The organism is Chloroflexus aurantiacus J-10-fl (assembly GCF_000018865.1).
Lineage (GTDB): Bacteria > Chloroflexota > Chloroflexia > Chloroflexales > Chloroflexaceae > Chloroflexus > Chloroflexus aurantiacus.
Map to the genome: position 1 here is coordinate 1,879,315 of NC_010175.1, position 25,874 is coordinate 1,905,188.

Annotated in this window: 19 protein-coding genes; 12 read left to right on the top strand and 7 right to left on the bottom strand. The window is 55.9% G+C overall.

The annotated features are described in order from the left end of the window. Positions 1-168: 168 nt before the first annotated feature. The 4 genes from CAUR_RS07125 to CAUR_RS07140 all read left to right on the top strand — a co-directional run bounded on the left by CAUR_RS07125 (position 169) and on the right by CAUR_RS07140 (position 5,633). Complete coding sequence (locus tag CAUR_RS07125; RefSeq protein WP_012257247.1) at positions 169-1,008, top strand: ABC transporter permease; 840 nt, start codon at positions 169-171, stop codon at positions 1,006-1,008. After that, positions 1,008-3,023, top strand: a complete 2,016-nt coding sequence (locus tag CAUR_RS07130) for a dipeptide ABC transporter ATP-binding protein (RefSeq protein ID WP_012257248.1) — start codon at positions 1,008-1,010, stop codon at positions 3,021-3,023. Before CAUR_RS07125 ends, CAUR_RS07130 begins: the two co-directional genes overlap by 1 nt. Beyond that, on the top strand, positions 3,020-3,979 hold the full coding sequence (locus tag CAUR_RS07135; RefSeq protein ID WP_012257249.1) for an ABC transporter permease: 960 nt from the start codon (positions 3,020-3,022) through the stop codon (positions 3,977-3,979). The genes CAUR_RS07130 and CAUR_RS07135 overlap by 4 nt, the downstream gene beginning before the upstream one ends. Before the next feature lie 136 nt (positions 3,980-4,115). Beyond that, positions 4,116-5,633 (top strand): YifB family Mg chelatase-like AAA ATPase, encoded by a 1,518-nt coding sequence (locus tag CAUR_RS07140; protein WP_012257250.1) that lies wholly within the window; start codon positions 4,116-4,118, stop codon positions 5,631-5,633. A gap of 192 nt (positions 5,634-5,825) precedes the next feature. On the opposite strand, the gene CAUR_RS07145 is transcribed toward CAUR_RS07140, so the two are convergent. Next, positions 5,826-6,314, bottom strand: a complete 489-nt coding sequence (locus CAUR_RS07145) for a hypothetical protein (RefSeq protein ID WP_012257251.1) — start codon at positions 6,312-6,314, stop codon at positions 5,826-5,828. Positions 6,315-6,842: 528 nt separating this feature from the next. Between CAUR_RS07145 and CAUR_RS07150 the strand changes: the two genes are divergently transcribed. Genes CAUR_RS07150 through CAUR_RS07160 form a run of 3 tightly spaced genes read left to right on the top strand, consistent with a single transcriptional unit; the run spans position 6,843 to position 10,559 of the window. Then, a complete protein-coding gene (locus CAUR_RS07150) occupies positions 6,843-8,114 on the top strand; it encodes a lipopolysaccharide biosynthesis protein (protein ID WP_012257252.1) in 1,272 nt (423 codons plus the stop codon). Next, complete coding sequence (locus CAUR_RS07155) at positions 8,111-9,370, top strand: polysaccharide pyruvyl transferase family protein (protein WP_012257253.1); 1,260 nt, start codon at positions 8,111-8,113, stop codon at positions 9,368-9,370. Before CAUR_RS07150 ends, CAUR_RS07155 begins: the two co-directional genes overlap by 4 nt. Positions 9,371-9,380: 10 nt before the next feature. Beyond that, entirely contained in the window at positions 9,381-10,559 is a 1,179-nt protein-coding gene (locus CAUR_RS07160; RefSeq protein ID WP_012257254.1) for a glycosyltransferase family 4 protein, read from the top strand. Positions 10,560-10,569: 10 nt separating this feature from the next. Here CAUR_RS07160 and CAUR_RS07165 read toward each other — a convergent pair whose 3' ends face one another. Next, on the bottom strand, positions 10,570-11,004 hold the full coding sequence (locus CAUR_RS07165; RefSeq protein WP_012257255.1) for a carboxypeptidase-like regulatory domain-containing protein: 435 nt from the start codon (positions 11,002-11,004) through the stop codon (positions 10,570-10,572). A 252-nt stretch (positions 11,005-11,256) separates the two neighbouring features. On the opposite strand from CAUR_RS07165, the gene CAUR_RS07170 reads away from it, so the two are divergent. After that, on the top strand, positions 11,257-12,726 hold the full coding sequence (locus tag CAUR_RS07170; RefSeq protein ID WP_012257256.1) for a CARDB domain-containing protein: 1,470 nt from the start codon (positions 11,257-11,259) through the stop codon (positions 12,724-12,726). A 75-nt stretch (positions 12,727-12,801) separates the two neighbouring features. Here CAUR_RS07170 and CAUR_RS07175 read toward each other — a convergent pair whose 3' ends face one another. Continuing rightward, a complete protein-coding gene (locus CAUR_RS07175; RefSeq protein ID WP_012257257.1) occupies positions 12,802-13,542 on the bottom strand; it encodes a class I SAM-dependent methyltransferase in 741 nt (246 codons plus the stop codon). A 218-nt stretch (positions 13,543-13,760) separates the two neighbouring features. Continuing rightward, positions 13,761-15,854 (bottom strand): NAD(+) synthase, encoded by a 2,094-nt coding sequence (locus CAUR_RS07180; protein WP_012257258.1) that lies wholly within the window; start codon positions 15,852-15,854, stop codon positions 13,761-13,763. A gap of 245 nt (positions 15,855-16,099) precedes the next feature. Here CAUR_RS07180 and CAUR_RS07185 point away from each other — a divergent pair, with 245 nt between their 5' ends. The 4 genes from CAUR_RS07185 (at position 16,100) to accC (ending at position 22,652) form a co-directional block, all read left to right on the top strand. After that, a complete protein-coding gene (locus CAUR_RS07185; RefSeq protein ID WP_012257259.1) occupies positions 16,100-17,560 on the top strand; it encodes an NAD-dependent succinate-semialdehyde dehydrogenase in 1,461 nt (486 codons plus the stop codon). Further along, positions 17,541-18,821, top strand: coding sequence for a flavin monoamine oxidase family protein (locus CAUR_RS07190; RefSeq protein WP_012660660.1), 1,281 nt, complete (start codon positions 17,541-17,543; stop codon positions 18,819-18,821). Before CAUR_RS07185 ends, CAUR_RS07190 begins: the two co-directional genes overlap by 20 nt. A gap of 376 nt (positions 18,822-19,197) precedes the next feature. Then, the gene (locus CAUR_RS07195) at positions 19,198-20,784 is read left to right on the top strand and encodes an amidase (RefSeq protein WP_012257261.1); all 1,587 of its coding nucleotides are present in this window, start codon (positions 19,198-19,200) and stop codon (positions 20,782-20,784) included. 77 nt (positions 20,785-20,861) lie between these two features. Beyond that, on the top strand, positions 20,862-22,652 hold the full coding sequence (gene accC, locus CAUR_RS07200; protein WP_012257262.1) for an acetyl-CoA carboxylase biotin carboxylase subunit: 1,791 nt from the start codon (positions 20,862-20,864) through the stop codon (positions 22,650-22,652). 109 nt (positions 22,653-22,761) lie between these two features. Here the strand turns inward: accC and CAUR_RS07205 are convergent, their stop codons facing one another. The 3 genes from CAUR_RS07205 to CAUR_RS07215 all read right to left on the bottom strand — a co-directional run bounded on the left by CAUR_RS07205 (position 22,762) and on the right by CAUR_RS07215 (position 25,868). Then, the gene (locus tag CAUR_RS07205) at positions 22,762-22,950 is read right to left on the bottom strand and encodes a hypothetical protein (RefSeq protein ID WP_242605095.1); all 189 of its coding nucleotides are present in this window, start codon (positions 22,948-22,950) and stop codon (positions 22,762-22,764) included. Positions 22,951-23,059: 109 nt separating this feature from the next. Next, complete coding sequence (locus CAUR_RS07210; RefSeq protein ID WP_012257264.1) at positions 23,060-23,848, bottom strand: hypothetical protein; 789 nt, start codon at positions 23,846-23,848, stop codon at positions 23,060-23,062. Between the two features lie 1,165 nt (positions 23,849-25,013). After that, positions 25,014-25,868 (bottom strand): BtpA/SgcQ family protein, encoded by an 855-nt coding sequence (locus CAUR_RS07215; RefSeq protein ID WP_012257265.1) that lies wholly within the window; start codon positions 25,866-25,868, stop codon positions 25,014-25,016. Positions 25,869-25,874: the final 6 nt, after the last annotated feature.

The following is a 25,874-nucleotide window of genomic DNA, read 5'->3' on the forward strand; positions in this document are numbered from 1 at the left end:
GTGCATCACAGGCGCTAATACCTGTCTGAAGAGGACAGGATGTATGGATGGGAAGGTGAAAGTCATACCCTCTCCCATCCCGGTAAGGTCTCTTCGGATCGGCGTTACGGCATTCTGATAAAGCTGGTCTTGCAAGCCGCAATTACTCATTGATCCCGTCACCGAGCCATGAATCTTCAGTCGTTGAGACGAGCCTTTTTTGCCGACCCGGCAACTGCAACCGGCACCGTCATCGTGATCTGCTTTCTGGGGATGGCACTCTTTGGGCCGCTGATCGCACCCTACAGTCCGACTGCACAGAACGCCGATCTGATCCGGCAACCACCCTCATTCGCGCACCCGCTCGGCACTGATCGGCTTGGTCGCGATCTGTTGAGCCGGATCGTGTACGGCGCACGCGATATTCTGTCGCTTGCCGGGGGAGGTACCGTGCTGGCGGTGGTACTTGGCACACTGATTGGCGTGAGCGTAACGTATCTAGGCGGCTGGTTGGAAGAGCTGGTTTTTCGCCTCTTCGATGGCCTGCTCGCGCTGCCGGCACTACTGCTGGCACTGCTGCTTCTCGGTGCGGTTGGCCCTTCGCGTACCGGTGTGCTGCTGGTGATTGTACTGGTCTACACGCCAATCGTGGCTCGCGTTGTGCGGAGTGTCGTATTATCGCTCAAGTCGCGAGGTTTTATCGAGGCAGCGCGTATGCGCGGTGAACGCCTTGGGTACATCTTGTGGCGCGAGTTGTTGCCTCTGGTAGCCCCAACGCTGGCCGTGGAAGCCGCCCTCCGCTTTTCGTATGCGATCTTTCTCGTCGCATCGCTGGGCTTCCTCGGCGTTGGTGTTCAGCCTCCCAGCCCTGATTGGGGCTTGATGGTGCTCGAAGCGCGCAATGAATTCGCGCTTGCTCCATGGTCGCTCTATGTACCGGCAACGGCCATTGCATTGCTGGTGGTCGGCATCAACCTCATGGCCGAGGGCGTGCGGCGGGCGATCCGTGGCGAGATGGCAGGTTATTGATGACAGTACCGGTTTTAGCTGTAAATAATCTTACCGTGGCGTATCGAGTTGGTCGGCAGATGTTGCCGGTTGTGCGTGAAATCAGCCTGACAGTCACTGCCGGCGACGTGCTGGGTGTGGTCGGCGAGAGTGGTAGTGGAAAGAGCACCCTTGGCCTGGCAGTCTTGCGAGCACTACCGGCCGGTGGCCACATCAGTTCCGGGCAAATACTGCTTGATGGTGCGGATGTGACCCATCTGCCCGCCTCGGCGCTCCGTCCCCTGTGGGCGCGTTCGTTGCGATTGGTGCCACAAAATCCACTGGCCGCGCTCAACCCTACGCTGCGGATCGGCGAACAATTGATCGAGGCTATCGGTGGTGATCGGACAACAGCAACGCAGCAGGCATTAGCGCTGCTGACCCGTGTCCAGATTGCCGATCCGGCGCGCGTGATGTGCAGCTATCCCCACGAATTGAGCGGTGGTATGCAGCAGCGGGTGATGATCGCCATGGCCCTACACGGCGAACCTCGTCTGCTGGTGTTGGATGAACCAACGACGAGCCTTGATGTCACTACCGAGGCAGCAGTGGTTGATCTGCTGGCCGAATTAATCGCCGAGCGTCAGCCGGCGACACTCTTTATCTCGCATAATCTTGGCCTTGTGGCGAGGATTGCTACTCGTACCGCAGTCCTGTACGCCGGCGAACTGGTGGAACTTGCCCCGACAGAATCGCTCTTTCAACAACCGCGCCATCCCTATACCCAGGGCTTGCTGCGCAGCCTGCCACGTCCGGGCCTGCGCTATAATCATCATCCCTTACAACCCATCGACGGCGTGCTTCCCGCACCCGACGCGCTTCCAAAGGGATGTATCTTTGCACCGCGTTGCGCTCTGGCCGATGACCGCTGCCGCAATGAACGGCCACCACTCCTGGACGTGAACAATAATCAGTGGACACGCTGCCACTACTGGCAGCAGGTGACTATGGATAGCCCATCTCCCTCTCCCACTGTGACAACTACCGCGCTCAATGGCGAGGTCTTGCTGAGCACAACTCAACTGACAAAAACCATCACCCAGCGTCGCTCATTGACCGATCTGATGCGCCGGAAACCGCCGTCGGTTGTTCAGGCCCTAACCAATGTTGATCTGAAGCTACGGCGCAATCGCACGCTTGGGATTGTTGGCGAAAGTGGGAGCGGCAAAACAACCCTTGCCCGTTGCGTGATCGGCTTGACCGAACCTTCCTCTGGCAGCATCGATCTGATCGATGTGACGTTAGCGCCGACCATTCAACACCGTAGTCGGGAACAACTACGGCGCTTGCAGATGGTCTTGCAAAATCCGCAAGAAGCCCTTAATCCGGCGCTTACCGTCGGCGAAGCGCTTATCCGCCCTCTCATCCGCCTGGGAGGGCTGGATCGCCAACGCGCCGTGCAGCGCGTGCCAGAGCTGCTGCAACTGGTCAAACTACCGATCAGCTACGCCGAACGACGACCGGCCCAACTGAGTGGCGGCGAGAAACAGCGGGTCGCGATTGCCCGCGCACTGGCCGCAGCACCCGATCTGCTCTTGCTCGATGAAGCCGTTTCGGCGCTTGATGTCTCGGTGCAGGCCGCAATCCTCAATCTGCTGGCCGACGTAAAAACCGACACCGGCATTGCCTATCTGTTCATCACCCACGATCTGGCCGTCGTGAGCTACCTGGCAGATGACGTGGCCGTAATGTACCGTGGGCAGATCGTCGAAGAGGGGCCGGTCACCGCCGTCTTACAACCGCCGCTTCATCCGTACACCGAAGCGCTGTTAACTGCCACCAGTGCGCACGGCCTCCGTCTGCGCGAAGTTGAAGAAGGTACTGCTCCACCGCACCATGGCTGCCCGTTCCAACCGCGCTGCCCACGAGCACTCGGCGACATTTGCGTGACTACCCCACCGCCGTGGCGCGAAGCCGGGAATGGGCACCGTCTACGCTGTCATATTCCGCTCGAAGAACTGCAAACCATTCAACAGCCTGAAGCAATCACGCCATGATACGTTATCTGTTACGACGAATAGTGTTGCTCGGCGGCACTGTGCTGATCAGCTCATTGATCATCTTTCTGATCTGTCGCCTCTTACCCGGTGATGTAGCCCGAGTCCTCCTCGGTCGCGAAGCCGGTGAAGCGGCGCTGGCTGCACTGCGTGCCGAACTGGGGTTGGATCGGCCATTGCCACTCCAATACATTGATTGGCTGAGAGGACTTCTCACCGGCGATTGGGGCATCGCATACAGCACACGCCAACCGATTCGACCGCTGGTCATGGAACGCCTGAGCAATTCACTCCTGCTGGCCGGCACAACATTAGCCCTCGCACTGCCGTTGGGGATTGGGTTGGGGGTATGGGCCGGCTGGCGGGCCGGCAAACCCGACGACACAGTCATCAGCGTCTCAACCCTGGCGGTCACCGGTCTACCAGAGTTTGTCACCGGCCTCCTGCTCATCGATCTCTTCGCCTTTCGCCTGCGCTGGCTACCGGCCAACTCATCGATCCGGCCAGACACCTCATTCTTCGAGGTACTCCCCCAACTGGTATTGCCGGCAATCACGGCCACGCTGGTACTGCTGGCCTACATCGCCCGGCTAACGCGCACCGGGGTGATCGCCGAACGTGAGCAGGAATATGTCCGCACCGCGATGCTAAAAGGACTGTCACCGGCAACGATTCTCCGCCGACACGTCTTACGCAATGCCTTATTGCCGGCCATTACGGTGATTGCCATCAGCCTCGGCTGGCTGATTAGCGGCCTGATCGTGGTCGAAAACGTCTACAACTATCCGGGTATTGGGCGTCTGTTGACCTTTGCCATCGACCGCCGCGATCTCTTGCTGCTCCAGGCGGTAGCGATGATTACCGTCGTGATCTTTGCTGTCGCCAATCTGCTGGCCGATCTCATGTATGCCCTCCTCGACCCCCGCATCCGGCTCGGTGACGAACGCAGCTCTTGAGGATGGCGATTCTCGACCACCAGCCAATGATTTTTGAGCAAAATTGCCAAAACCGCGCACCTTTTGCAGCCGATCTCCGGTTCTATTAATAGGACATCAGAAGTAGCAGGATAGTCTAGCGAAAGCCGGAGAAGCGATGCTTGCCAAAGTTCTGAGCTGTGCTGTTATTGGCCTGGATGGGGTCCTGGTTGCGGTCGAAGTTGACGTCCTGAGTGGTCTACCGGCATTCAGCGTTGTCGGGCTGGGTGACGCCGCCGTCCACGAGAGTCGCGAACGGGTACGTTCAGCCGTGCGCAATAGCGGGATGAGCTTTCCGATGCGCCGCATCACCGCCAATCTCGCTCCCGCCGATCTGCGCAAAGCCGGCCCGGCCTACGATCTCCCCATCGCACTGGGATTATTGATTGCCACTGATCAATTGATAGCCGATGTCAGTGATGCTGTCTTTATTGGTGAATTGGGGCTAGATGGCACGTTGCGCCATACCGACGGGATTTTGCCGATGGCAGCCGTAGCCCGTTCCCATGGCATTTCGACCATTTACGTACCGGCTGAAGACGCCGCAGAGGCCGCACTCATCGAGGGCTTACGCATCTTCCCGATACGTTCGTTACGAGAATTGATCGCCCATCTCAGTGGTGAACGGCCATTACGACCCTACACCGGCACCACCGGCTTTACCCCGGCCCCACCAGGCGGGGCAGTCGATTTTGCCGATGTTCGCGGGCAGGAACACGTTAAACGAGCGCTGGAAGTCGCAGCAGCGGGCGGACACAACATCCTGATGAGTGGGCCACCGGGCGCCGGCAAAACCATGCTGGCCAGAGCACTCCATTCCATTCTGCCACCGCTCAGCTTTGCCGAAGCATTGGAGGTCACCAAGATATACAGCGTCGCCGGACAACTTCCACGCGACACCCCCCTTATCCGCGAGCGCCCCTTCTGCGCACCACATCATACTGTTTCGACCGCCGGCCTGGTCGGCGGTGGGAGTCGGGTGCGACCGGGCATGATCTCGTTGGCCCATCGCGGCATCCTGTTCCTCGACGAACTACCCGAATTCGGCAATCGGCTGGAGGTCTTGCGCCAGCCCCTTGAGGATCGGATTGTCACCCTCAGCCGGGCGCATGGCAGCATCACCTATCCGGCGGCCTTCATGCTAGTCGCAGCGCAGAACCCCTGTCCCTGTGGCTGGCATGGCGACCCGGAACGCACCTGCACCTGCTCACCGGCGCTGGTCAGCCGGTACCAGCGCCGGGTCAGCGGGCCACTGCTGGATCGGATCGACATCCACGTTGAAGCGCCGCGGGTCAAATACGACAAACTGAGCAGCCTGGCCCCGGGAGAACCATCAGCAGTCGTGCGTGAGCGCGTCATTGCAGCGCGTCAACGTCAAATCGAACGCCTCAACGGCCATCCACGCTGCCGGAGCAATGCCGATCTCGGCCCTGCCGAAATTCGCACCTTCTGCGCCCTTGATCAGGCCGGGCAATCCCTGCTCAAATCGGCAGTCCAGCGGCTCAACCTCTCGGCACGCAGCTACCACCGCATCCTGCGCCTCGCCCGCACCATCGCCGATCTGGCCGGTGCAGAACAGATCGCCGCCGTGCATGTTGCCGAAGCGATTCAGTATCGTCCACGGCAGGTGGAGTAGGGGAGAGGGGGCAGGACTGGCCCGAATAGAGTACGACGACTGGCTATTCCTGAAAAGGAACAACATGTTGTTGTGGCATAACAAAGGCAAATTCTCTCCTCACCCTCTGGACATCGTCATCATATAGTGGGGTGATTGTTACGATCACCCCACAAGCAACGGGCGTGAGGTAGAACATGCAGTCGCATTAAATCAGGGAGCAACAACCACACTACTCATCACCAGTTCACCGGAAGGCAGCACTTGTACACTAAACGGCTGCAACTGTTCACGGGTAAACGCAGAACTAACCTGCTCATTAAAAATAATTGCCACCGAATCACCAGCAGCGACATCACGCAACGGTGCGACAAACTGACCATCGGCCCCTACCACTGTGTCGGCAATTACCGCATTGTTACGAGACAAATTGATTACACGGATCGGCACTTGTGGAGGGCCACCACCCTGAATCTGGCTATCAGACACTCGTACCGGTTCGGCAATGTAAAAGAAAAGAGTAGCCTGCGACTGACCACTGCTATCAGGTCCTGGATAACTCGCAGCCGGATTGGTGGGAATTGGTTCTACCGGATAAGCCGGATAAGGAACTGATGCCGTAGGTGAAGGTTCTGAAACGGTTGTGTTTGCACACCCAGAAATAACAAGTAGACAGAGCAAGCCGATGAAGAGACGATACATAGTAACCTCGTAGAAAGATATTGCAGTACGATTGTCCCCCAAGAGTATACCGCACGCTGATAGTGTAATATAGCATAGAAAGTCATGACATTAATAAATACATAGATTACATTTGCATTCAGAAAGACACTATCAGCCATCCAGAAAAGGTGTCAAGCAGAAAAGAGACGTATGCAGCACCATCATGGAGGATCTGGAGTTCGTGACAATATCACCAAACAAAAATACCTGACCGACCTGAAAGAGATATTTCTCTGAAGACCGTTTTCCCCAACCACATATCACTGTTGTGCAAGGAAGAACCGACGTTATTGACAATCATACACACTATCTGGTATAATCTTTCGCGCCATTCTTAAATAAATCAAAGTCTTTTAAAAGAAAAATCAAACATAATTAATAACATACAAACATGTTTTAACAACAATGTTGACAAAACTTACTTATCGAATTTATCAACCGGAACTCAAAGAAACCTCTCAAACCGAAACGAAGATTTACTGAGCAACACATCAGACAATAATAATAATGACATCACCTAAACTTATTGCGATCAAACACCACTTACACCATGTCACCTCACCAGCAATGCTCATCCTCATTCGAGGTTTTGTAGCGGTAGCTGCTGGCTCACTTCTGGGAAGGATACTCAGCGCAGTTGCCGGTATTTTACTCGTTCGTTATTTTGAGGGGCCGGCCTTGTATGGCCAATATGCGACACTAGTTACCACTCTGACCTTGATATCAAACCTGCTGGGGCTTGGGTTTGACACGTGGTTACTCCGCGAAGGTGGTCGAGACCCCAGCCTGTTGTCGTTCAATGCTCGCCGCCTGCTAGTCCTGAAATTCGGTGCAGCCAGCATCCTTATAGGGGCATTAGTAGTGGCCTGGAACCAGACGGATCTGAGTTGGCTCATCATCGTCGGCATGCTTGGCATCATTGCCGAGAGCTACCTTAATACCGGTTACGTAATGTTCCATGCACTCAGTCGAAATGGGCTGGTCGCTGTTTTACAGAGTCTCGACGCCTTGCTGGTAGTGGTGCTGATACTCCTGTTGATGAACTGGCCACCCCAGGTAGCGACACTGGTTGTCGGCCAGAGCATTGTAAGTGGTACTGTCCTGATAATTGCGGCAATATTACTGGCCAACCACTGGCGTGGAGCATGGCGGCCTCTACGATTGGGGCAGTTGATACGGAGTGCCGGTTTTTTTGTTTTAGCCGATGTACTGGCAAATATCTATTCTCAGGCTCAAATCGCCATTCTGGCATTGTTTACCAGTGATGTAGATGTTGGTATATTTCGCTCTGCGATCAATCTCATCACTATGAGTTTTCTGGTACCTATGGCAATGTTCAATGTAAGCCTACCTCTATTGAGTCGCCAAAACATTGAACGACGACAGAGGTATCATATAATTTTCGGCATATTTGGTTTAGCTACCTGTTATGGAATCATTGCCTTGTTCGGTTTTTGGTGGTTTGGCGCTGACCTGCTCCGCCTCTTCTACGGCAATAAATACGAGGCAGTGGTTCCTTTGCTGACACCACTTAGCCTGGTACCGCTCTTCAAATCCCTCAGTTTCGTTGCAGTTGCCATTATGCTGGCACTAAGTGCGCAACGCTTGCGCGTTGTTATGCAGAGTATCGTTGTCATCCTCAGCCTGTTGTTAGGTCTGATCATCATCCCCTCCTTCGGTGTCACGGGTGCAACTGCAACGTATATCGTGGTTGAGCTAGCACTTTGTGTGTTCTATTGGATCGGCGCACTCTACACACTGCACAAGACACGCATATGAAGATCGTTTTGATCAATAATCACTCAGTGTTAAATGCTGGTGATTATGCAATTCTGCTCCAGACTCTCAATCTGCTTCACGCGGCTTTCCCGCAAGCTGATATTAGCATAACCTTCAACGAGCCAGCACTTGCCCGGGCACTGCTCCCAACCTATCGAATCTACGCTGCACCACCAGCCTGGGGGGTCGAACTCAACCAGCACCGGCAATCTGTTAAGGCATCACGATTTATTCGCGGATGGTATCTCATCCTCTTACTGATCGGCGCACTCCTGGTACGCTGGACAGGCAAACCAATCCGAGTCTTCCGTGATCCTCAAAAACAAGCCTTGCTCGCAGAACTGGCTTCAGCCGATCTGGTTGTGGCAAGTGGTGGCGGGTATCTCTACCACTGGTTCACCTTTGCCTCTGCACTGAGTCTCAGCGCACTTGTGATGCGGCGCAAGCTGGTCATGCTGCCACAATCCATTGGACCATTCCATCATCCATTGCAAGTCTGGTTGGCGAGACAGATTGTAGCCAGAGCCGATCTGGTACTCACCCGTGAGTCAATCTCGCTCCGCCGCGCACAAGATTTGGGAGCAAAAGAAGCACGTTACGAACCAGATCTGGCTTTCGCCTTCCCCTCGGCTCCAGCCGAAGTGGCCGAGGCATGGTTGCGGTGGCGACTGTCGATACCCAACGCGGCAACAATGTACGTTGGTATTACTGCTATCAACTGGCAGGGCCAAAATTCACACTTTCGACAACAACAACACTACGAGGAGACATTAGTTGAGTTCATCAATCGTCTAACTGACCAGGGTGCGGTAGTTGTCCTGTTTGCCCAGACCTGTGGCCCTGGCCAGGAGGAAGATGACCGACTGGTCAATATGCGGCTGTATCAAAGGGTGCGACATCAAGCACGAGTCGTGATGCTCAATGAACCCATTCACCCGGCACTGCTCCAGGCACTTTACGGGTGCATGAATTACTTCGTCGCAACCCGCCTTCACTCTTTTATTTTGGCAACAAATGCCGGCGTACCAGCCCTATCGATTGGTTATCTGACTAAGAGTATCGGCATTCTATCCGATATGGGTTTACCTGATCGCTGCCTTGACATTCAACATGTGAACGTTGCAGATCTCTGGCAGGCATTTTGCCGCTTGCAGCGGGAAGGACTGCCTGATCACATCAAATCCTATATCGCTACGGCTCGTTCACGTCAGCAAGCGCTCCGGCATGAACTTGCCAGTCGATATGGAAAGGAATAAAAGTCGGGCTATGGACGGTCGTATCAGTGTGGTTCAATTGATACCTGGCCTGATCGTAGGTGATCTGGGCGGAGGGTTGGAACTCTACAGTATCCGGCTGGCACAGGCGCTGGATCGGCGGCTATTTCGCGTACAGATGGTTTGTCTATGGCGCTTTGATCGACCGGTTGAACAACAGTGGGAAGCCGAGTTACGACATGATGGGATCGAGGTCCATTATGGCCCGCCTTACAATCCCCGCATGACACACGCTGTAGTTCAATCACTAACAGACCTCCGTGCGTTAATAAAACGTCTTCGCCCCGACATCATTCATACTCACGGTGAATATGCCGGCGTCATTGGGATGGGTCTGCGATTAACAAATCGGTCTATCCCCTTGATTCGTACCTGTCATACCACCTGCGAATTTCCCAATCATCCACTATTGCGATTAGCCACCGCAATGCTTTATCCATTCCTTGCCACTGTGCAGGTTGGTGTATCGAGCGCAATTGTTGACAATTTACGTCACCATCTCCTGGTGCGCATGACCCGGCAACCAATTTGGGCAATTAATAATGGGATTGACATTGAGCGGATAATTCAGCAGCGACGCGGTACAAACATTCGCCAGGATTTGGGATTACATCCCAATATTCCTCTCTTTGGATTAGTTGGACGGCTGACCGAACAGAAAGGTATCCCCGATGCCTTGCAGGCTTTTGCGCTGGTACGCGAGCAGCTACCCCACGCTGTACTGATTATCGTTGGAGATGGCTACGGCGAAAAGCCGCAACGCTTTAGGGAGCAAGCTACCGCTCTTGGTTTGTCTCAGGCAGTCTTCTGGCTGGGGGCGCGTCCCGATGCAATTGATATTATCGCCGGTCTTGATGTACTGCTCTCAGCATCGCTATGGGAAGGACTACCAACAGTCATCCTGGAAGCGATGGCTGTTGGCACACCCGTTGTGGCAACTGACATTCCCGGCACACGTGAACTTGTTCTACACGAACAAACTGGCTTGCTCGCGCCACCGCAGAGTCCACCGGCGCTGGCGCAAGCAATGATCCGGTTAATCAGCAATCCTGGACTGGCGCAGCGATTAGCAACATCTGCCCGCGAACGAGCAGCACAATTCTCGATCACCGCTGCGGCGCGACAATATGAACGGCTGTATCGCTCATTAATACCCAAAACAAGCCAATAACCCAAAAGTATTAGACCCCGATATTGACACGCACCTCGCCAATATCAAGCTGTTGACCGGCTTCGATGTTCCACACCTTTGGTAATCCATCAGGATTACGCACCACATCATTGAGGCCAAACGGGTCACCGATGACAATCACGTACTCTTTGGGTGGCAAATCTGGCAGCACAAAACGACCATCGGTGTCAGTTTCGGCGAAAGGACTAAAGGCAGCGTCATCGACAAAGATCGCCGTTTCACCATTGCGAATCACTTCCGCGAAAGCCACCCGAACTCGATAGATTGGTTGTCCAGTAATACTGGAAAGTACCCGACCATAGACAACAGCCTGCCCACTTACCGGGGTTGGAATGATTAATTCATCAGTGGGCGTGGGTGTAGGTTGAGCTGTGGTGCAAGCGGTCAAGCTCAACAACAGGCACAAGACGATAATGGTACGCAAGGCTCCCTCCACCTCATCATTGGCAACGAGCGAATAAATCTTGTTATCTCAGAAGAACGTAGCTTCTTCCATTTTTACACAAGCACAACCAGCGCGATCTCGTATCGCTAATGTTACTTACAATCAAGGCTCAGTGCAAGCCTATTACCCAAAGCGAGTAGCGCAAATAACCTGTTGGTGGTATCGCTAATCCTGCGCAGCAACAGTATGATACGACCGAACGAGCATATCGGTTCAGGAGAGGAGATAGCTATGCGTCGTGTGTTCAATGCCCTTTTAGCAGTGATTGCGCTGCTCCTGGCAACTCATTCTGCACTTCCGGTGAGCGCACAGGGCAGTGCCTACAACACCAACTTTATCACATCCATTACGTACCAGAACGTCGGCACCGCTACCGCAAACATTACGTTTACCTTTTACCCGACATCGGGCGGTACGCCAATTTCATTCAGCCGCACTCTTGCTGCTAATGCCGGTGCATCGCTCAATGTTGGCTCAACAAGCGAGCTGAGCGGCTTTTCCGGGCAGGGTTCGGCGGTCATTTCCTCGGATCAGCCAATTGTGGCGACGGTTGTGCAATTGCCACAGAATGCAAATGTACGCAATCGCCCCCTGTCCAATGGCTTTGGTAGCAACGATGGTAGCAACAACGTTCTGATTGCAACGGTATTGAAGAATACGTTTAATCAGACCACCAAATTCTCAATCCAAAATGCTGACACAACAAATGTTAACGTAACGTTGCGATTTTTTGCCGTTGGTTCAGCCACGCCTACCCACACCGAGACCTTTTCATTGAATGTTGGTACCGCTCGCTTCTTTGATGCCGGTACCATTAGCCAGCTCGGCACAAGCTTCAACGGATCGGCAACCATTCAAGCTACCGGTAAAGTTGTGGCTACGGCAATTGAAGCAACAACCGATACTTCTTACAAAGTGAGCGCGTTTGAGGGTGTTGCCCAGGGGAGTAATACGGTCTACATGCCAAGCGCCCTCTGCAATTTTGGTAGCACTCAGCAGCGCTCTGCCTATGCTGTGCAGAACACCAGCACCACAAATTCGGCAACTGTCACTGTGACGTATAAAGATACAAACAACAATACAGTTGCAACTCAGACCGCAAATATTCCGGCTAACGCGAAATTCAGCTTCCAGACATGCAGTGCCTCTGGTATCCCGAGTAATTTTAGTGGCTCAGCAACCATTACCAGTTCGGGCGCACCGATTGTCGCCATTGGTAAGGTCTTCTCAGGCAGCCCGGCATACGCCGCACTGGCCACCGCATTCGTTGGTGCGTCTGCCGGTGCCAGCAAGCTGGCAGCACCTTATGTGCGCTGGACGCAAACCCGCTTCGATATTAACCCCGGTAACCGACAACGCGCATTTATTGCCATTCAGAATGTCGGTTCGGGTGCTTCAGGCACCATTACGGTCAAATACTACGATTTGAATGGTAATCTGATTGGTACCCATACGATCAGCTCTATCAACTCTGGTCAGAAGACGAACTCGACCCCCATCGCTGCCACACCTGCGGCAGGCAAGACGACAGCCGACCTTGCGGAGTTTGGCTACATCGGTGGCTTTGGTGGCAGTGCGACGATTGAATGTGCCGGAACCGGTTGTCAGATTGTCGCCGTTGTTCGTATCGCATCGGCGAACTCGGCAACGAACACGGCAGATATTGTCGCCGAAGACTATAACGCTATTCCGATCAATTAATTTGATAGGCTAAAGGGACGGTGAGAGCGCGGCACGCACCTGTGTGCCGCGCTCTTTGTATGTACCTTACTGTTGCTACAGGGTACTTTGGGGTATATCTGGTTTATACGCCTCTATCTTGTAATTTTTACAATGCCAGCGTGATGTATCGTAATACCGCAGGTCTACATGCGTGGCAAACACACTCGCGCTTGCTAACATCAGTTTCATGGTGATCAGAAAAGGTATTGAAACAAGTCGCACGATAGGACTGCCATAGGAGGAGGGCAGTATCCAGGGTAACTGGTACGCTGCCGAACGCCATTGATACGCCAGTGTTCCCCAGTAGCCTTCCAATGGTGTGAGTGATGTGATCTGAAAACCGACAGCGGAAAGCAGATGGTCGAGACCAAACCGGGTGTAGCGATAAAAATCAAATGGCGCCTCATGCTCTTCGTAGTAGAGTGGCGCGGTGAGCCATAACTTTCCGCCGGGACGCAGCAGTCGGTGTAGTTCGCCCAATGCAATCTGCGGTTTTGGAAGATGCTCAAGCACCTGGGTGCAGATAATCGCATCAAAATACGCGGATGGAAATGGTAAATGAACCAGATCAGCAATGACGTCAAGTTCACCGTATGGCTTCGCCACTTTCGCAAAATCGACGGCTATGTAGTTGGTATGTTGAAACAGGCCAGCGTATCGACAATCTCCTGCACCCGCATCAAGCACACGGCTACCTGCCGGTAGTTGTCGGGCAGCTTGTTGCAGAAAGCGTTCTAAGTAAACACGTGAAGAGTTCGTGGCTAGCCAGCGTCGTGCCGTTGTATACAATGACATAACATAGCACCTTATGTAGAATTCTAAGCGCATATCCGCAGAATGCTATCAGGGAAGGTGAAAGTAATACCTTCACCTCAACATTGGGCAAGACTCCTATATCGATCATCCGTCTTTCCCAGACTCGTTGTGGTACGGTGTGATGGCTTTGCGTGGATGACACCGATTTTCTCTTCGCTGGTGATTATCTCACTTTCTCATGCGTCAGATCGGTGCGATCATGCATTTCGCACATCCCAATGCTTTTTCTCAAGCGTATCCCCCACCTCCGCCACCACCCGATCAAGTTCAGCCAGCCACACCGTTGCCCGCGCATCACTCGGTGCCCGCCAATCGCCGCGCGGCGAGAGCGAGCCACCTGAGCCGACTTTGGGACCGTTGGGCATGGCCGACCGCTTGAACTGGCTGATCTGGAAGAAGCGGAACAGGAAGACCCGTAACCAGTGCAGGATGGTCGGCAGGTCGTAAGCGCGCCGCTCGTTTGCCGGTAACCCCTCTGGCCAGGCACCAACGTCGGCATTACCCCAGGCGTGCATGGCGAGGAAGGCAACTTTACCCGGACGAAAGCCGTAGCGGGTGATGTAGTAGAGGTTGAAATCCTGAAGCGCGTATGGCCCGATAATCTCTTCGGTGCGTTGCGCCGGTTTGTCGTCGCTGCTCGAAGCCGGTACCAGCTCAGGCGAGATTTCAGTCGCCAGAATTGACTCTAGCACCCGGTTGGCTTCGTCTCCCAGTTCGCCGCTGCGGATGACGTAGCGAATCAGGTGCTGGATGAGGGTTTTCGGCACCGACGCATTGACGTTGTAGTGCGCCATCTGATCGCCTACTCCGTAGGTACACCAGCCGAGTGCTAATTCACTCAGATCACCGGTGCCGACGACAATCGCATTGTGGTAGTTGGCGAGGCGAAACAGATGCGAGGTTCGTTCGCCGGCCTGTACATTTTCAAACGTGACATCGTAGACGGCTGCGCCTTCGCCTGCCGGATGGCCCAGATCGCGGAGCATTTGCAACGCCGAGGGGCGGATGTCAATTTCATGCGCACTCACGCCGAGCGCTGTCATCAGCGCGTGCGCGTTGCGCCGGGTTTGGCTGCTGGTCGCAAAGCCGGGCATCGTGTAGGCCAGGACATTCTGACGCGGCAACCCCAGCCGATCCATCGTGCGGGCCGCGACGATCAGCGCCTGGGTGCTGTCGAGACCGCCCGAAACACCAATCACCACTTTTTCCACTCCAGCACTGCGCATGCGCTGCATGAGACCGTGCATCTGGATGTTGTAGGCTTCGTAGCAGCGTTCATCACGGGTCGCCGGATCGTTGGGCACAAAGGGGAAGCGGGCAACACTGCGCCGCAGGTCGGTCACAACCGGCAGGGTGATGGCGAGCGGGATACGGCGCATGTGACGCACGTGTGAGCGGTAGTCGCCAATACTGTCGCTAAAGCTGGTCTGGCGGGCGCGCTCCTGAAGCAGGCGTTCCAGATCGACATCGGCAAAAATGATCTGTTCCTCGTCGCAGAAGCGCTGCGACTCGGCCAACAGCTCGCCGTTTTCGCAGATCAGCGCGTGTCCATCCCACGCCAGGTCGGTCGTACTCTCACCCGGCCCGGCAGCCGAGTAGAGGTAGGCGGCAAGGGTGCGCGCCGATTGATTCATACACAACGCCCGCCGGTAATCGGCTTTGCCAATCGTGATGTTTGATGCCGACAGATTGCAGAGAACTGTCGCCCCGGCTAGCGCCGCAAAGGTACTGGGTGGGAGCGGCGTCCACAAATCCTCACAAATTTCAACGTGTACAGCAAGACCGGGCAGGGTTGTAACGTCATAGATTACATCGGTGCCAAAAGGTACGTTCTGACCGGCCAGTTGGATAGTGTCACCGATAGCATCACGGGCAGCGGCAAAATGGCGTTTTTCGTAAAATTCCCGGTAATTCGGTAAATAACTCTTCGGCGTAACGCCAATAATCTGTCCGCGGTAGATGGCTACCGCACAGTTGAAAAGCCGGCCTTCGTGCCGAAGGGGAGCGCCGACGAGCAGCAGGGCATTGATGTCGTTGGCCGCCGCAGCAATCGTGAGTAGTGCCTGCTCAACCGCATCGAGGAGGGTTGACTGCTGAAAGAGATCATCGTTGCTGTAGGCCGAGATGCCGAGTTCGGGGAACAGCACGAGAATTGCCCCTTCAGCCGCAGCACGCCGGGCCAGAGCAATCGTTCGTTCAGCGTTGAAGACCGGTTCGGCAATCCGTACTGCGGGAATAGCCACCGCTAATCGGGCCAGATTGTGGCGATAGATCGAGAAGAATGGTTGCATATAATCATCCACGGCTGTGTTGCGATTAATGAACAGGTTGGCGTGCTATCAGGATAGCCGTTACCTGAAAGAAATGTCGGCCTGCCAGAAAGGTGATTTCGCTTGAGACCAGCCCTCGTTCACCCGTTGTCCAATACCACTGTTAGTATACTCTCTGGGCAAACGCTGTACAATAGAAGAAGCACAGGTTACCCGAAAACTGGTTATTCTGTTCGCCGAAGGTGCCGTTGAGAAAGGAGTGAGCGATGACTGCGACCGCAGAGGACGTGCTGTCAACGCTGCCATTGCGTCTGCTGATAAATGGCGAATGGCGTGATGCAAACAATGGGGCAACGTTTGCGGTAATCAATCCGGCAAATGGCACAGTGTTGGGTTATGTCCCCAACGCTGGCGTCGAAGAGACACGAACTGCAATTGCGGCAGCCGTAGCCGCTCAGCCGGGCTGGGCAGCCACCCCAGCCGGTGAGCGGGCCGCCTTGTTACGGCGGGTTGCGCAGATGATGCTGGACCGGCAGCAAGAACTCGCCACTATTATGACCCTCGAACAAGGCAAGCCGCTGGCCGAAGCACGCGGCGAAATCGCTTACGCTGCGAGTTTTCTGAGCTGGTTTGCCGGTGAAGCGGAACGCATCTATGGCATGACGATTCCCGCTTCGACCAACGCCAAACGGATTCTGGTGTTACGTCAACCGGTGGGTGTAGTGGCGATGATTACACCCTGGAACTTTCCGAGCGCGATGATAACCCGCAAGCTGGGGCCGGCCCTGGCCGCCGGTTGTACGGTCATTTGTAAGCCTGCCGAGCAGACCCCGCTCTCGGCACTGGCGCTAGGCCAACTCTTCAGCGAGGCCGGTGCCCCACCCGGCGTGATCAATATCCTGACCTGTCAGGACCCGCGCCCCTTCGCCGACACGATCTTCGCCGATACTCGCGTGCGCAAGATTAGCTTTACCGGTAGCACCGAGGTTGGCAAAGAGCTGATGCGCCGCTCAGCCGACACCCTTAAGCGGGTGTCGCTGGAATTGGGCGGAAATGCGCCATTTATCGTCTTCGCTGATGCCGACCTCGATGCTGCGGTTCGCGGCGCAGTAGCCTCGAAGTTCCGTAACGCCGGTCAGACTTGTGTGTGTGCGAATCGTATCTTTGTGCAGCGTCCTATCTATGCGGCCTTTGCCGAACGCTTTGCGGCTGAAGTCAACCGCCTGACGGTTGGTGATGGCTTACAGCCGGGGGTCAACATTGGCCCACTCATCGATGATCAGGCCCGCCAGAAGGTTGAACGTCACGTTCACGATGCTATTGCTGCCGGTGCGCGAGTTCTGGTTGGTGGCGGACCTGCCCCGCTCGGCGGCAATTTCTGGTTGCCGACGGTGCTGCTTGATGCGCGCAGCGATATGCTGGTTGCCCGTGAAGAGACGTTTGGCCCGGTTGCCCCGCTCATTCCCTTCGACGACGAGGCAGAAGTGATTCGGATGGCGAATGATACGCCGTATGGTCTGGCAGCTTACGCCTTCACCCGCGATGTCGGTCGGGTCTGGCGCCTGGCGGAAGGGCTGGAATACGGGATCATCGGTATCAACGATCCCATTCCCTCGACAGCACAGGCACCGTTTGGCGGTGTCAAGCAGAGTGGGATCGGACGCGAAGGCGGGCCAACCGGTATTGACGAATATCTGGATATCAAGTATGTCTCGATTGGCATCTGACGTATTTGATGTGGTCGTCGTTGGCGCCGGTGCAGCCGGCCTGGCGGCGGCCCGCACCTTGCACAACGCCGGTGCACGGGTAACCATTGTTGAAGCCCGGCCACGCATCGGTGGCCGCGTCTGGACTGAACGGAGCTGCGGCCCCTATCCAATCGAGTTAGGGGCCGAGTTGATCCACGGTGAGCACACCAGTACGGTAGCGCTGGCGCACATGGCCGGGCTGACCCTCGCTGAGGTTGACCGTTACAACGGGTTACGTTGGGGTACACCTGCCCGCTTAGTCCAGGATTTACCGGCCACAGACCCGGCCTGGCAGACAATTACTGCGGCACGGGATGTGTGGCATAAGCTGGCGACACAGTACGCTGATGACGCTGCTGATCGTTCCCTGGCCGCCGAATTGATACAGCGCGGAGTTGACCCGGCCAGGCTACCGATTGCCGATGTCGTCCTGGCGCAGACCTGTTGCGCTGAACTGGAAACACTTAGTTGTGTTGATCTGGCCCGCGAAATACGCGGAGATCGCGCCGGTCCTCGCGAATTCCGGTTGCGTGAAGGCTACGATACGCTGCTGAACTGGCTGGCACGAGACCTCGATATTCGGTTAGGTTCGCCGGTACACGCGATCATCCATCAGGCTGATGAAGTTCAGATTAAAACGCCGGCCAGCATCTTGCGGGCGCGTCACTGCATCATCACGGTACCAGTAGCAGTGCTGGCTGCCGGGATGATTCGGTTTGATCCGCCACTTTCCGCTTCCAAACAGGCGGCAATAACCGCATTTCGCACCTTATCGGCCACCAAACACTTCTTCTGGTTCGATGAGCCGCTGTGGGATGCCGGATTTGCCTACGCTGCGCACGGCGGCCTGTTTGCCCGCTGGTGGACGCCGGCCCATCCCGATCTGAGTGCGCCCCTAATCTGCTGTTACGTAACGGCCAGTCGGGCCGAAATACTTGACCGCTTACCCGATGATACAGTGCGAACGCTGGGACTCGCCGAACTCAGCCGCATCCTGGGCCGTGACGATGTGGCCAGGCGGTGTACCGGGTTTCGCCGCTATCGCTGGGCACATGATCCTTTTGCCAGAGGTGGCTATGCCCATCTGCTGCCGGGAATGGCTTGGGCACGACCGGCACTGGCAGCGGCAGAAGGATCGCTGCATTTTGCCGGTGAAGCCACCGCGTTCGACAGCAACCCGCAAACAGTCCACGGCGCAATTGACAGTGGTCGGCGAGCAGCGCAAGAGTGTCTACGGTGAGAGAACGCAGCAATCTACTCGTGACTGGCAGGTTGACCGGTGAGACCCACACCAGGTATTGCGCGCAGTTGGTGCGGAGGTATGGCTTCCGCATACCAAACTATGCGATACGGGCATCACAAAGCGTGGAAGGTAGCCAATCTGGGGCGTGATAGCGTTGTGGACAGATAACGCTACTCCCTTGCGTTCGGTCGATCTAACGGAGTACCCGCCGCAATGTATCGCTGAGTCACCTGTAAGAATGATCAAGGCATCATTATGGCTCCCTCACGCCACTGACTGCTACACGTTGAGTACACATTGGAGAAGGGATTGTTGCCGAGTCTTGCATGAATGATTACCACGCAAACCTTGCCTCTGTTGAAAAGGAGCATCTATGGACGCGCTTATTGAACGATTGCAGGCAGCCTTACACGCCGCAGGTATCCCGGCTACCGACACCGATTTCGCCGGCATTCTGGAAAAGGGCTTTCTCAGCCGGTTTGCCGATGTCGAACGCTTGCTCGATACCGTCGATCAAGAGCAATTGCCCGATATGCTCGACGCCACCAGTCTGCCGGTAAGCAGCGATCAGACAGACAGTGGTGACACTTCGCTGCCCGCCGACGATCTGAACACCATCATGGGTGTCGCCGAAGAATTTCGGAAGCGCACCCTTTCATCGGTTGAAGTGGTTGAATGGGCGTTAGAGCAAATCGCGGAAAAGGATGCCCGCTTAAACGCATTTCAGATTGTGATGGCCGAAAGTGCCCTGGCCGACGCACGGGCTGCCGACGCCGAAATCAGGGCCGGCACCATTCGCAGTCCACTGCACGGCGTACCGATAGCGGTGAAAGACCTGTTCGATGTCGCCGGTTACCCGACCGCAGCCGGATCACGGATTCGCGCCGGGGTTATGGCGAGCAGCGATTCGACGGTGGTTGCGCGTTTACGGGCAGCCGGGGCCATCATTATCGGCAAAACCCGGATGTCGGAATTCGCCTACTCACCCGGCTCGAATAATGCCCATTACGGTCCGACTGCCAACCCCTACCATCCAGAGCGGGATAGCGGTGGCAGTAGCAGCGGTAGTGCGGTTGCTGTCAGTACGGTGATGGCCTATGCCGCTATCGGCACTGACACTGGCGGCTCGATCCGGATACCGGCAGCGCACTGCGGGATCGTCGGTCTCAAACCAACCCATGGCCGGGTAAGCCTGGCCGGCGGATTTCCCCTGTCGTGGTCACTCGATCATGCCGGCCCGCTGGCCCGCTCAGTCGCCGATGCAGCCGTCATCCTCCAGGCTATCGCCGGGCCTGATCCACGCGATCACCGCACCTTGCGACCGGAGTCGCCTTTTGCGGTAAGCGGTCTGCTAGATTATATTGATCAGGTACGAATTGGACTTCTTACCGCCGATGGCAGTGGTCAGGCAATAACCGATGCGGCTGGGCTGGCCGCAATGCAGCGCGTTGCCGACGCACTGGCTGAACGAGGCGCGACTGTCATACCGATTGAAGTTCCCGAACTGGAAGCGTTACGGTTACTCAACCCGGCACTGCTGGCAATCGAAGCAGCCGCCTTGCATCTGCCATGGCTACGCTCTCGCCTCGACGAGTATGGGGAATTTATGCGCCAGCGTATTCTGGCCGCCTTCATCTACTCGCCGGTAGATGCCGTTCGCGTCCAACAGGCGCGGGCCAACCTGCGTCGGCGGGTGGCAGAACGTCTGGCCGGGATCGATGTCCTGATCACACCGGTCACACCGGGGCCGGCGCCGGCACTGGGAGTGCCGACACCAACGTCCTTTACCGGGCCATGGAACTTCCTGGGATGGCCTGCTCTCAGCCTGCCAACCGGACGGGAAGAGAACGGGTTACCTCGCGCCGCCCAATTGATTGCCCGACCCTGGTGTGAATCGCTGCTCTTGCGCGTCGCGCAACATGCCGAGGATTTTATCGGGCACCTACCGCTGCCACTGTAACACACGGCGCTATGCTACAATTGGTGCCGGCGTCGCACAGCGTTGAAGCGACGAGAGCAGCATTGAGGAGCGCTGCGATGTTTCGTACAATATTGGTTGCCAATCGTGGAGAGATTGCCCTGCGCGTGATGCGCGCTTGCCGGGAATTGGGGTTGCGGTGCGTCGCCGTCTATTCCGAAGCGGATCGCGACGCCCCGCACGTGGCGTATGCCGATGATGCCTTCCTGATCGGCCCACCTTCACCGGCTGAAAGTTATCTCAATATTGACGCAATTATCCGAGCGGCCAAAGCTACCGGTGCTGAGGCGATTCACCCCGGTTATGGTTTTCTAGCTGAAAATGCCAGTTTTGTCCGTGCAGTCACCGCAGCCGGTCTGATCTTCATTGGCCCTCCCGCCGAAGCCATGGAGCGCATGGGTGGCAAGACCGCTGCCCGCCGTGAAGCGACCGCTGCCGGCGTGCCGGTTGTTCCCGGTGTGCTCGAACCGGTTACTGATGCGGCAGAGGTGCGGCGATTGGGGAAAGAATTCGGCTACCCGATTGCGATCAAAGCGGTAGGCGGTGGCGGTGGGCGTGGTCTGCGCGTGGTGCGTTCACCGGAAGAGGTTGATGAAGCCTTCGCAGCAGCTCGGCGTGAAGCTGAAGTCGCGTTCAAGAATGGTGAACTGTACGTCGAAAAATACCTTGACGATCCGCGACATATTGAAATCCAGGTGCTGGCTGATCGTTATGGGAATGCGGTAGCTTTGGGGGAACGCGACTGTTCAGTACAGCGCCGCCATCAAAAACTGATCGAAGAGTGCCCCTCGCCAGCCCTGACGCCCGAACTGCGGGCAGAGATGGGGGCTGCCGCGGTACGGCTGGCAAAAGCCGTCGGGTATGTCAGCGCCGGCACGTTGGAGTTTCTCTTTCAGGATGGGCGCTACTACTTCCTGGAGATGAACACACGCATTCAGGTCGAACACACCGTCACCGAGATGGTGTACGGCATCGATCTGGTTGCCGCGCAGATTCGGATTGCCCAGGGCGAGAAGCTCTGGTTCAAACAAGAGGATGTAGTGCCCCGCGGCCACGCTATTGAGTGTCGGATCAATGCGGAAGACCCGCTCCACAACTTTCGCCCGGCACTGGGCACCATCGGCGAATACCACGAGCCGGTTGGCTTCGGGGTACGGGTAGATAGCGGCGTGCGCGCCTACTATACCGTGCCGTCACATTACGACTCGCTGCTGGCCAAACTGATCACCTGGGGAAGTGACCGACAGGAAGCAATTGCCCGTATGCGACGGGCACTGGCCGAGTACCGGATTGAGGGTGTCACGACCATTATTCCATTCCATCAGGCCGCGCTTGAACATCCTGTTTTTACGGCAGGTGCAGCGACCGTCAACTTTATTCCGCGCCATCCCGAACTCTTCTCCCGTGCGGCAGAGCTAACGCCACCAACGGCTGCTTCAGCAGGGGCTGAACCGGCACCGGAACCACGCCGATTTACCATCGAAGTCAATGGCCGGCGTTTTGGGGTGGCCGTTTTTGGCGACGGTATGAATGCGACACCAGTTGCATCGCCATCACGTTCAGCACCTGCGCGCCGTGCTGCCCCCAAGAAGACGACGCTGGCCGCGCCGGTTGATGCGGTGATCAGCCCAATCCAGGGTCGTGTCGTTGCGGTGCGGGTGGCCCATGGGCAGCAGGTGGAAGCGGGCCAGGTGCTCTTCATTGTGGAAGCGATGAAGATGGAGAATGAGATCACCGCGCCGCATAGTGGCACCATTGCTGAAGTACGCGTTGAGGTGGGAACGACGGTTGAAGCCGGGGCGATGCTGGCAACGTATCAGAATACGGCGAATAACACGAATGGCAAATAGGAACCTGTCGTGAAAACCGATCACACCGGTGGGCGAGGGATTTGCCTTCGCCCATTTTTATGTCAACTTCAACAGTCACATTATATCAAATCTGTCAGAATAGAGGGCATCATTCACCAGCCAACACTGACCCTGATGCTGCACCGGAACGATACAACGCCGGCACTGGTAGGGGCACGGCATGCCGTACCCCTACTGCCCGTGCCCGCACATCCCCATCATCATAGGCACGTACCGGCACAATGCGCACTGCAACCCGCGCCTGCGCGTGAGCATGGCTATGCGGCAGCGTGGCCACCGCACTCCATACCATGTGCCACGGGCACGTCCGTGAAACTGCACTACACCAGCAGGTGCATCCACGGTGTGTACAGAAGCCGGCGACTAACCCAATCGACTGATCGGGATCACTGCGCTTTGGATGCAGCCAGCGCAGCAATGACGGTACGGGCCAGATCAACCCGCATAAGCCAGTTGCGCAGATCGGCATCGAAACGCTCGATCCAGGCTTCTGCGCTACCAAGAGCCGCTACTTCATCGGTAAATCGATCAAGGGTCTCAAATTCTAACCCTTCCGTGGCCCGATACACCATAGTCAACCCTGCCTGCTGAGCCAATAGCAACCACGTACAATCGGCGCCGATACTATCATCCCGGCTGGTGGTCGCAATCAGGTGAGCTGCCCGCCTTGACAGACCTCTGGCTGCGGCCATCACATCCCACCCATACCCAGTCATGCGCCCAAACACCTCATTCACCAGCGACTCGGTCGCTACCTGTGCGCGCGGATGACTGGCCAGCGCCCGTGGCGTGCGGCCAAGCACTGTCACATCAGCCGCTGGTAACCCCTCCAGCGTCGCCATCAGCTCATCAGGCCAGTATTCAATCCAGTGCAACACCCGGTCGAGATCACAAAACAGAAACCAATCGGCATCAGGAAACGCCTGCAATGCCAGATCAACCGCTCCTCTCCGCCAGCGCCCCAGGTGCAAATGACCAATCGGCTCATCAGGCGGCGCCACGCGCAAGGTAATGTCAGCCTGCGCAAGCCAGCTTTGGGTCTGGGCGGCACTGGTTGGAGTCAAGAGAATGGCGATGCTATCAAAATACTGCCGAAGACGCGGAAAGGCACGTACCATCTGCGCATAGAGCCGACCATCAGGATCATGATGGGTGGCGGCCAAAGCGACATTCATTATTCAATCCTTTCCCAGAAGTGAGTATGCGAACACTTCGGCTCTCAGGCGTGACAAGATGAAATGTCTACTGCCGTAGGGCTGCTATCGAGCACAATGTATGCTACGCCTACACAACGCAAGGCATTCACTCAGATCTTAGCAGCGCGGCCAATGCAAGGCCAGGATTGCCGACAACGTATCATATCAAATCTTGACTGGTACTATGCATCATGCAGGTTGTCAGACCCGTGCTGGCTCGCTGCCAGCGTACTCTCGACAAGCCATTGGTGGTTCGTCAATGGCCCACAAACTGGTTCACGATCTGTTACACCCAAACACCGCACCAGTGTGATGGGTGGCGAGCGGGTGACGGTGGTGCAGTGTCAGTAGTGGTATACGACACTTCCTCAATGGGGGCGGGAACCGCCAGTGCCGGATGGTTCCCGCTATCGCGTGTTGATTCACGAGGGCGATACTGCAGGAAGCAGGCGCGGCAGGTCGTTGTAAGTGTTAAGCAAACCGGAGGCTCGCGTTGCCAGGACTGACAGTGCTTGCGCACCGCAGTGCGGCGCCCGCAGGTGCGGTGTTCAGGTGAGGTTGATAGCGTGCAATGACTAATATTAAACCAGCTCTGATATGAAGCTTATATCTGTCCATCGACAAACCTGAAAGTTGACAAAGAAAACGCCCCGCCGATAGGTGGGGCGTTGAGTGGTCAAGGCTGTTAGATGATTTTGCCGAACAACGTACTGTAAGATGAGGATCTCTACGACGTCGCGTTCAACAACTGGCAAGGTTGGTGCTACAATGTCTGGTGAGATAAAGCTGCAACGCTAGCTACGATGGTGGGCGAACGATTGTTGATACTCCGTAACGCCGTACTAACAACCTGACCTGGAGAACGGCGGAGTAGAATGTCAAATACGTTTACCGTTCAACTCTATCTTATCTTACGGCAACCAGCACTGCAATAGTGTGATAGTCCCGTTGAGGAACAAGATCAGTACTATCTTCAATCAAACCAAAAGTACTATAGCAAGTGTAGAACCATGACCTGTTAGCGATGGTCACATCCCGCACCTGTACGAGAGGCAGGGTAGACACTGGCACCATGCGCACGGTGCCAGTGCTATAACCTGGATTGAACAGCCAGCAACGAGCAGAGCGATAATCTTAGATGAGCCTAGCCACGGCCACGTGCCGCTGCCACAAACCGGCGCACCCGGTTCACATCCACCGGATTGGCAATCTCACCGTCTTGTTTGATACTGCTGCCAACAATAACCCCGTCAGCTACCTCCATAAAGGCAGCAATATTCTGTTCGGTAGTACCACTGCCGAGCAGGATGGGCGTATCGCCGGCCAGCTCTCGTGCCTGCCTGACCTTTGCAATATCCGGTGCATCACCGGTCATACGGCCAGAGACGATGATTGCATCGGCGCCAAAAAATCGTGTCCATTCGATATGGGTTACCAGATCAATGCCTGGGAAACGTACCGAATGCTTCTTATCAACATCGGCAAAAATCTTGATCGACTCGGCGTGCAGCTCTTTACGCCGACGCATCAGATCGGCAGCACACCCTTCGTCCCAGCTCCCGGCATCCCACACCCCGGCACCGGTGAACATGCACACACGAATAAAGCTGGCCCCAGCCGCAATAGCAATGCCCAGCAAAGCCACACCGCCATTGTGAACAAGATTAATCCCAAGGGGTAATTCAGGAACCGCCTGCCGCACGGCGTGAGCAACCACGGCCTGGGCAGCGATACTCTCTGGCGGGACGTGAGGGCCAGCACGAAACGGAATATCCCACATATTTTCGACAATTAAGCCATCACACCCACCTTCGGCAAGAGCTTCAGCATCACGAATAGCGTGCTCGATGATTGTTTGCATCCCATAGCCGGTATATCCGGGAGCACCGGGGAGAGGCCAGCAGTGAACCATACCGATGATCGGCTTGGCAGTACGAAACATCTCGCGCAAATCGCGCAAACGCAAGCGATCAAGATGTTCTTTCCACATTGGGGGCATATCTAA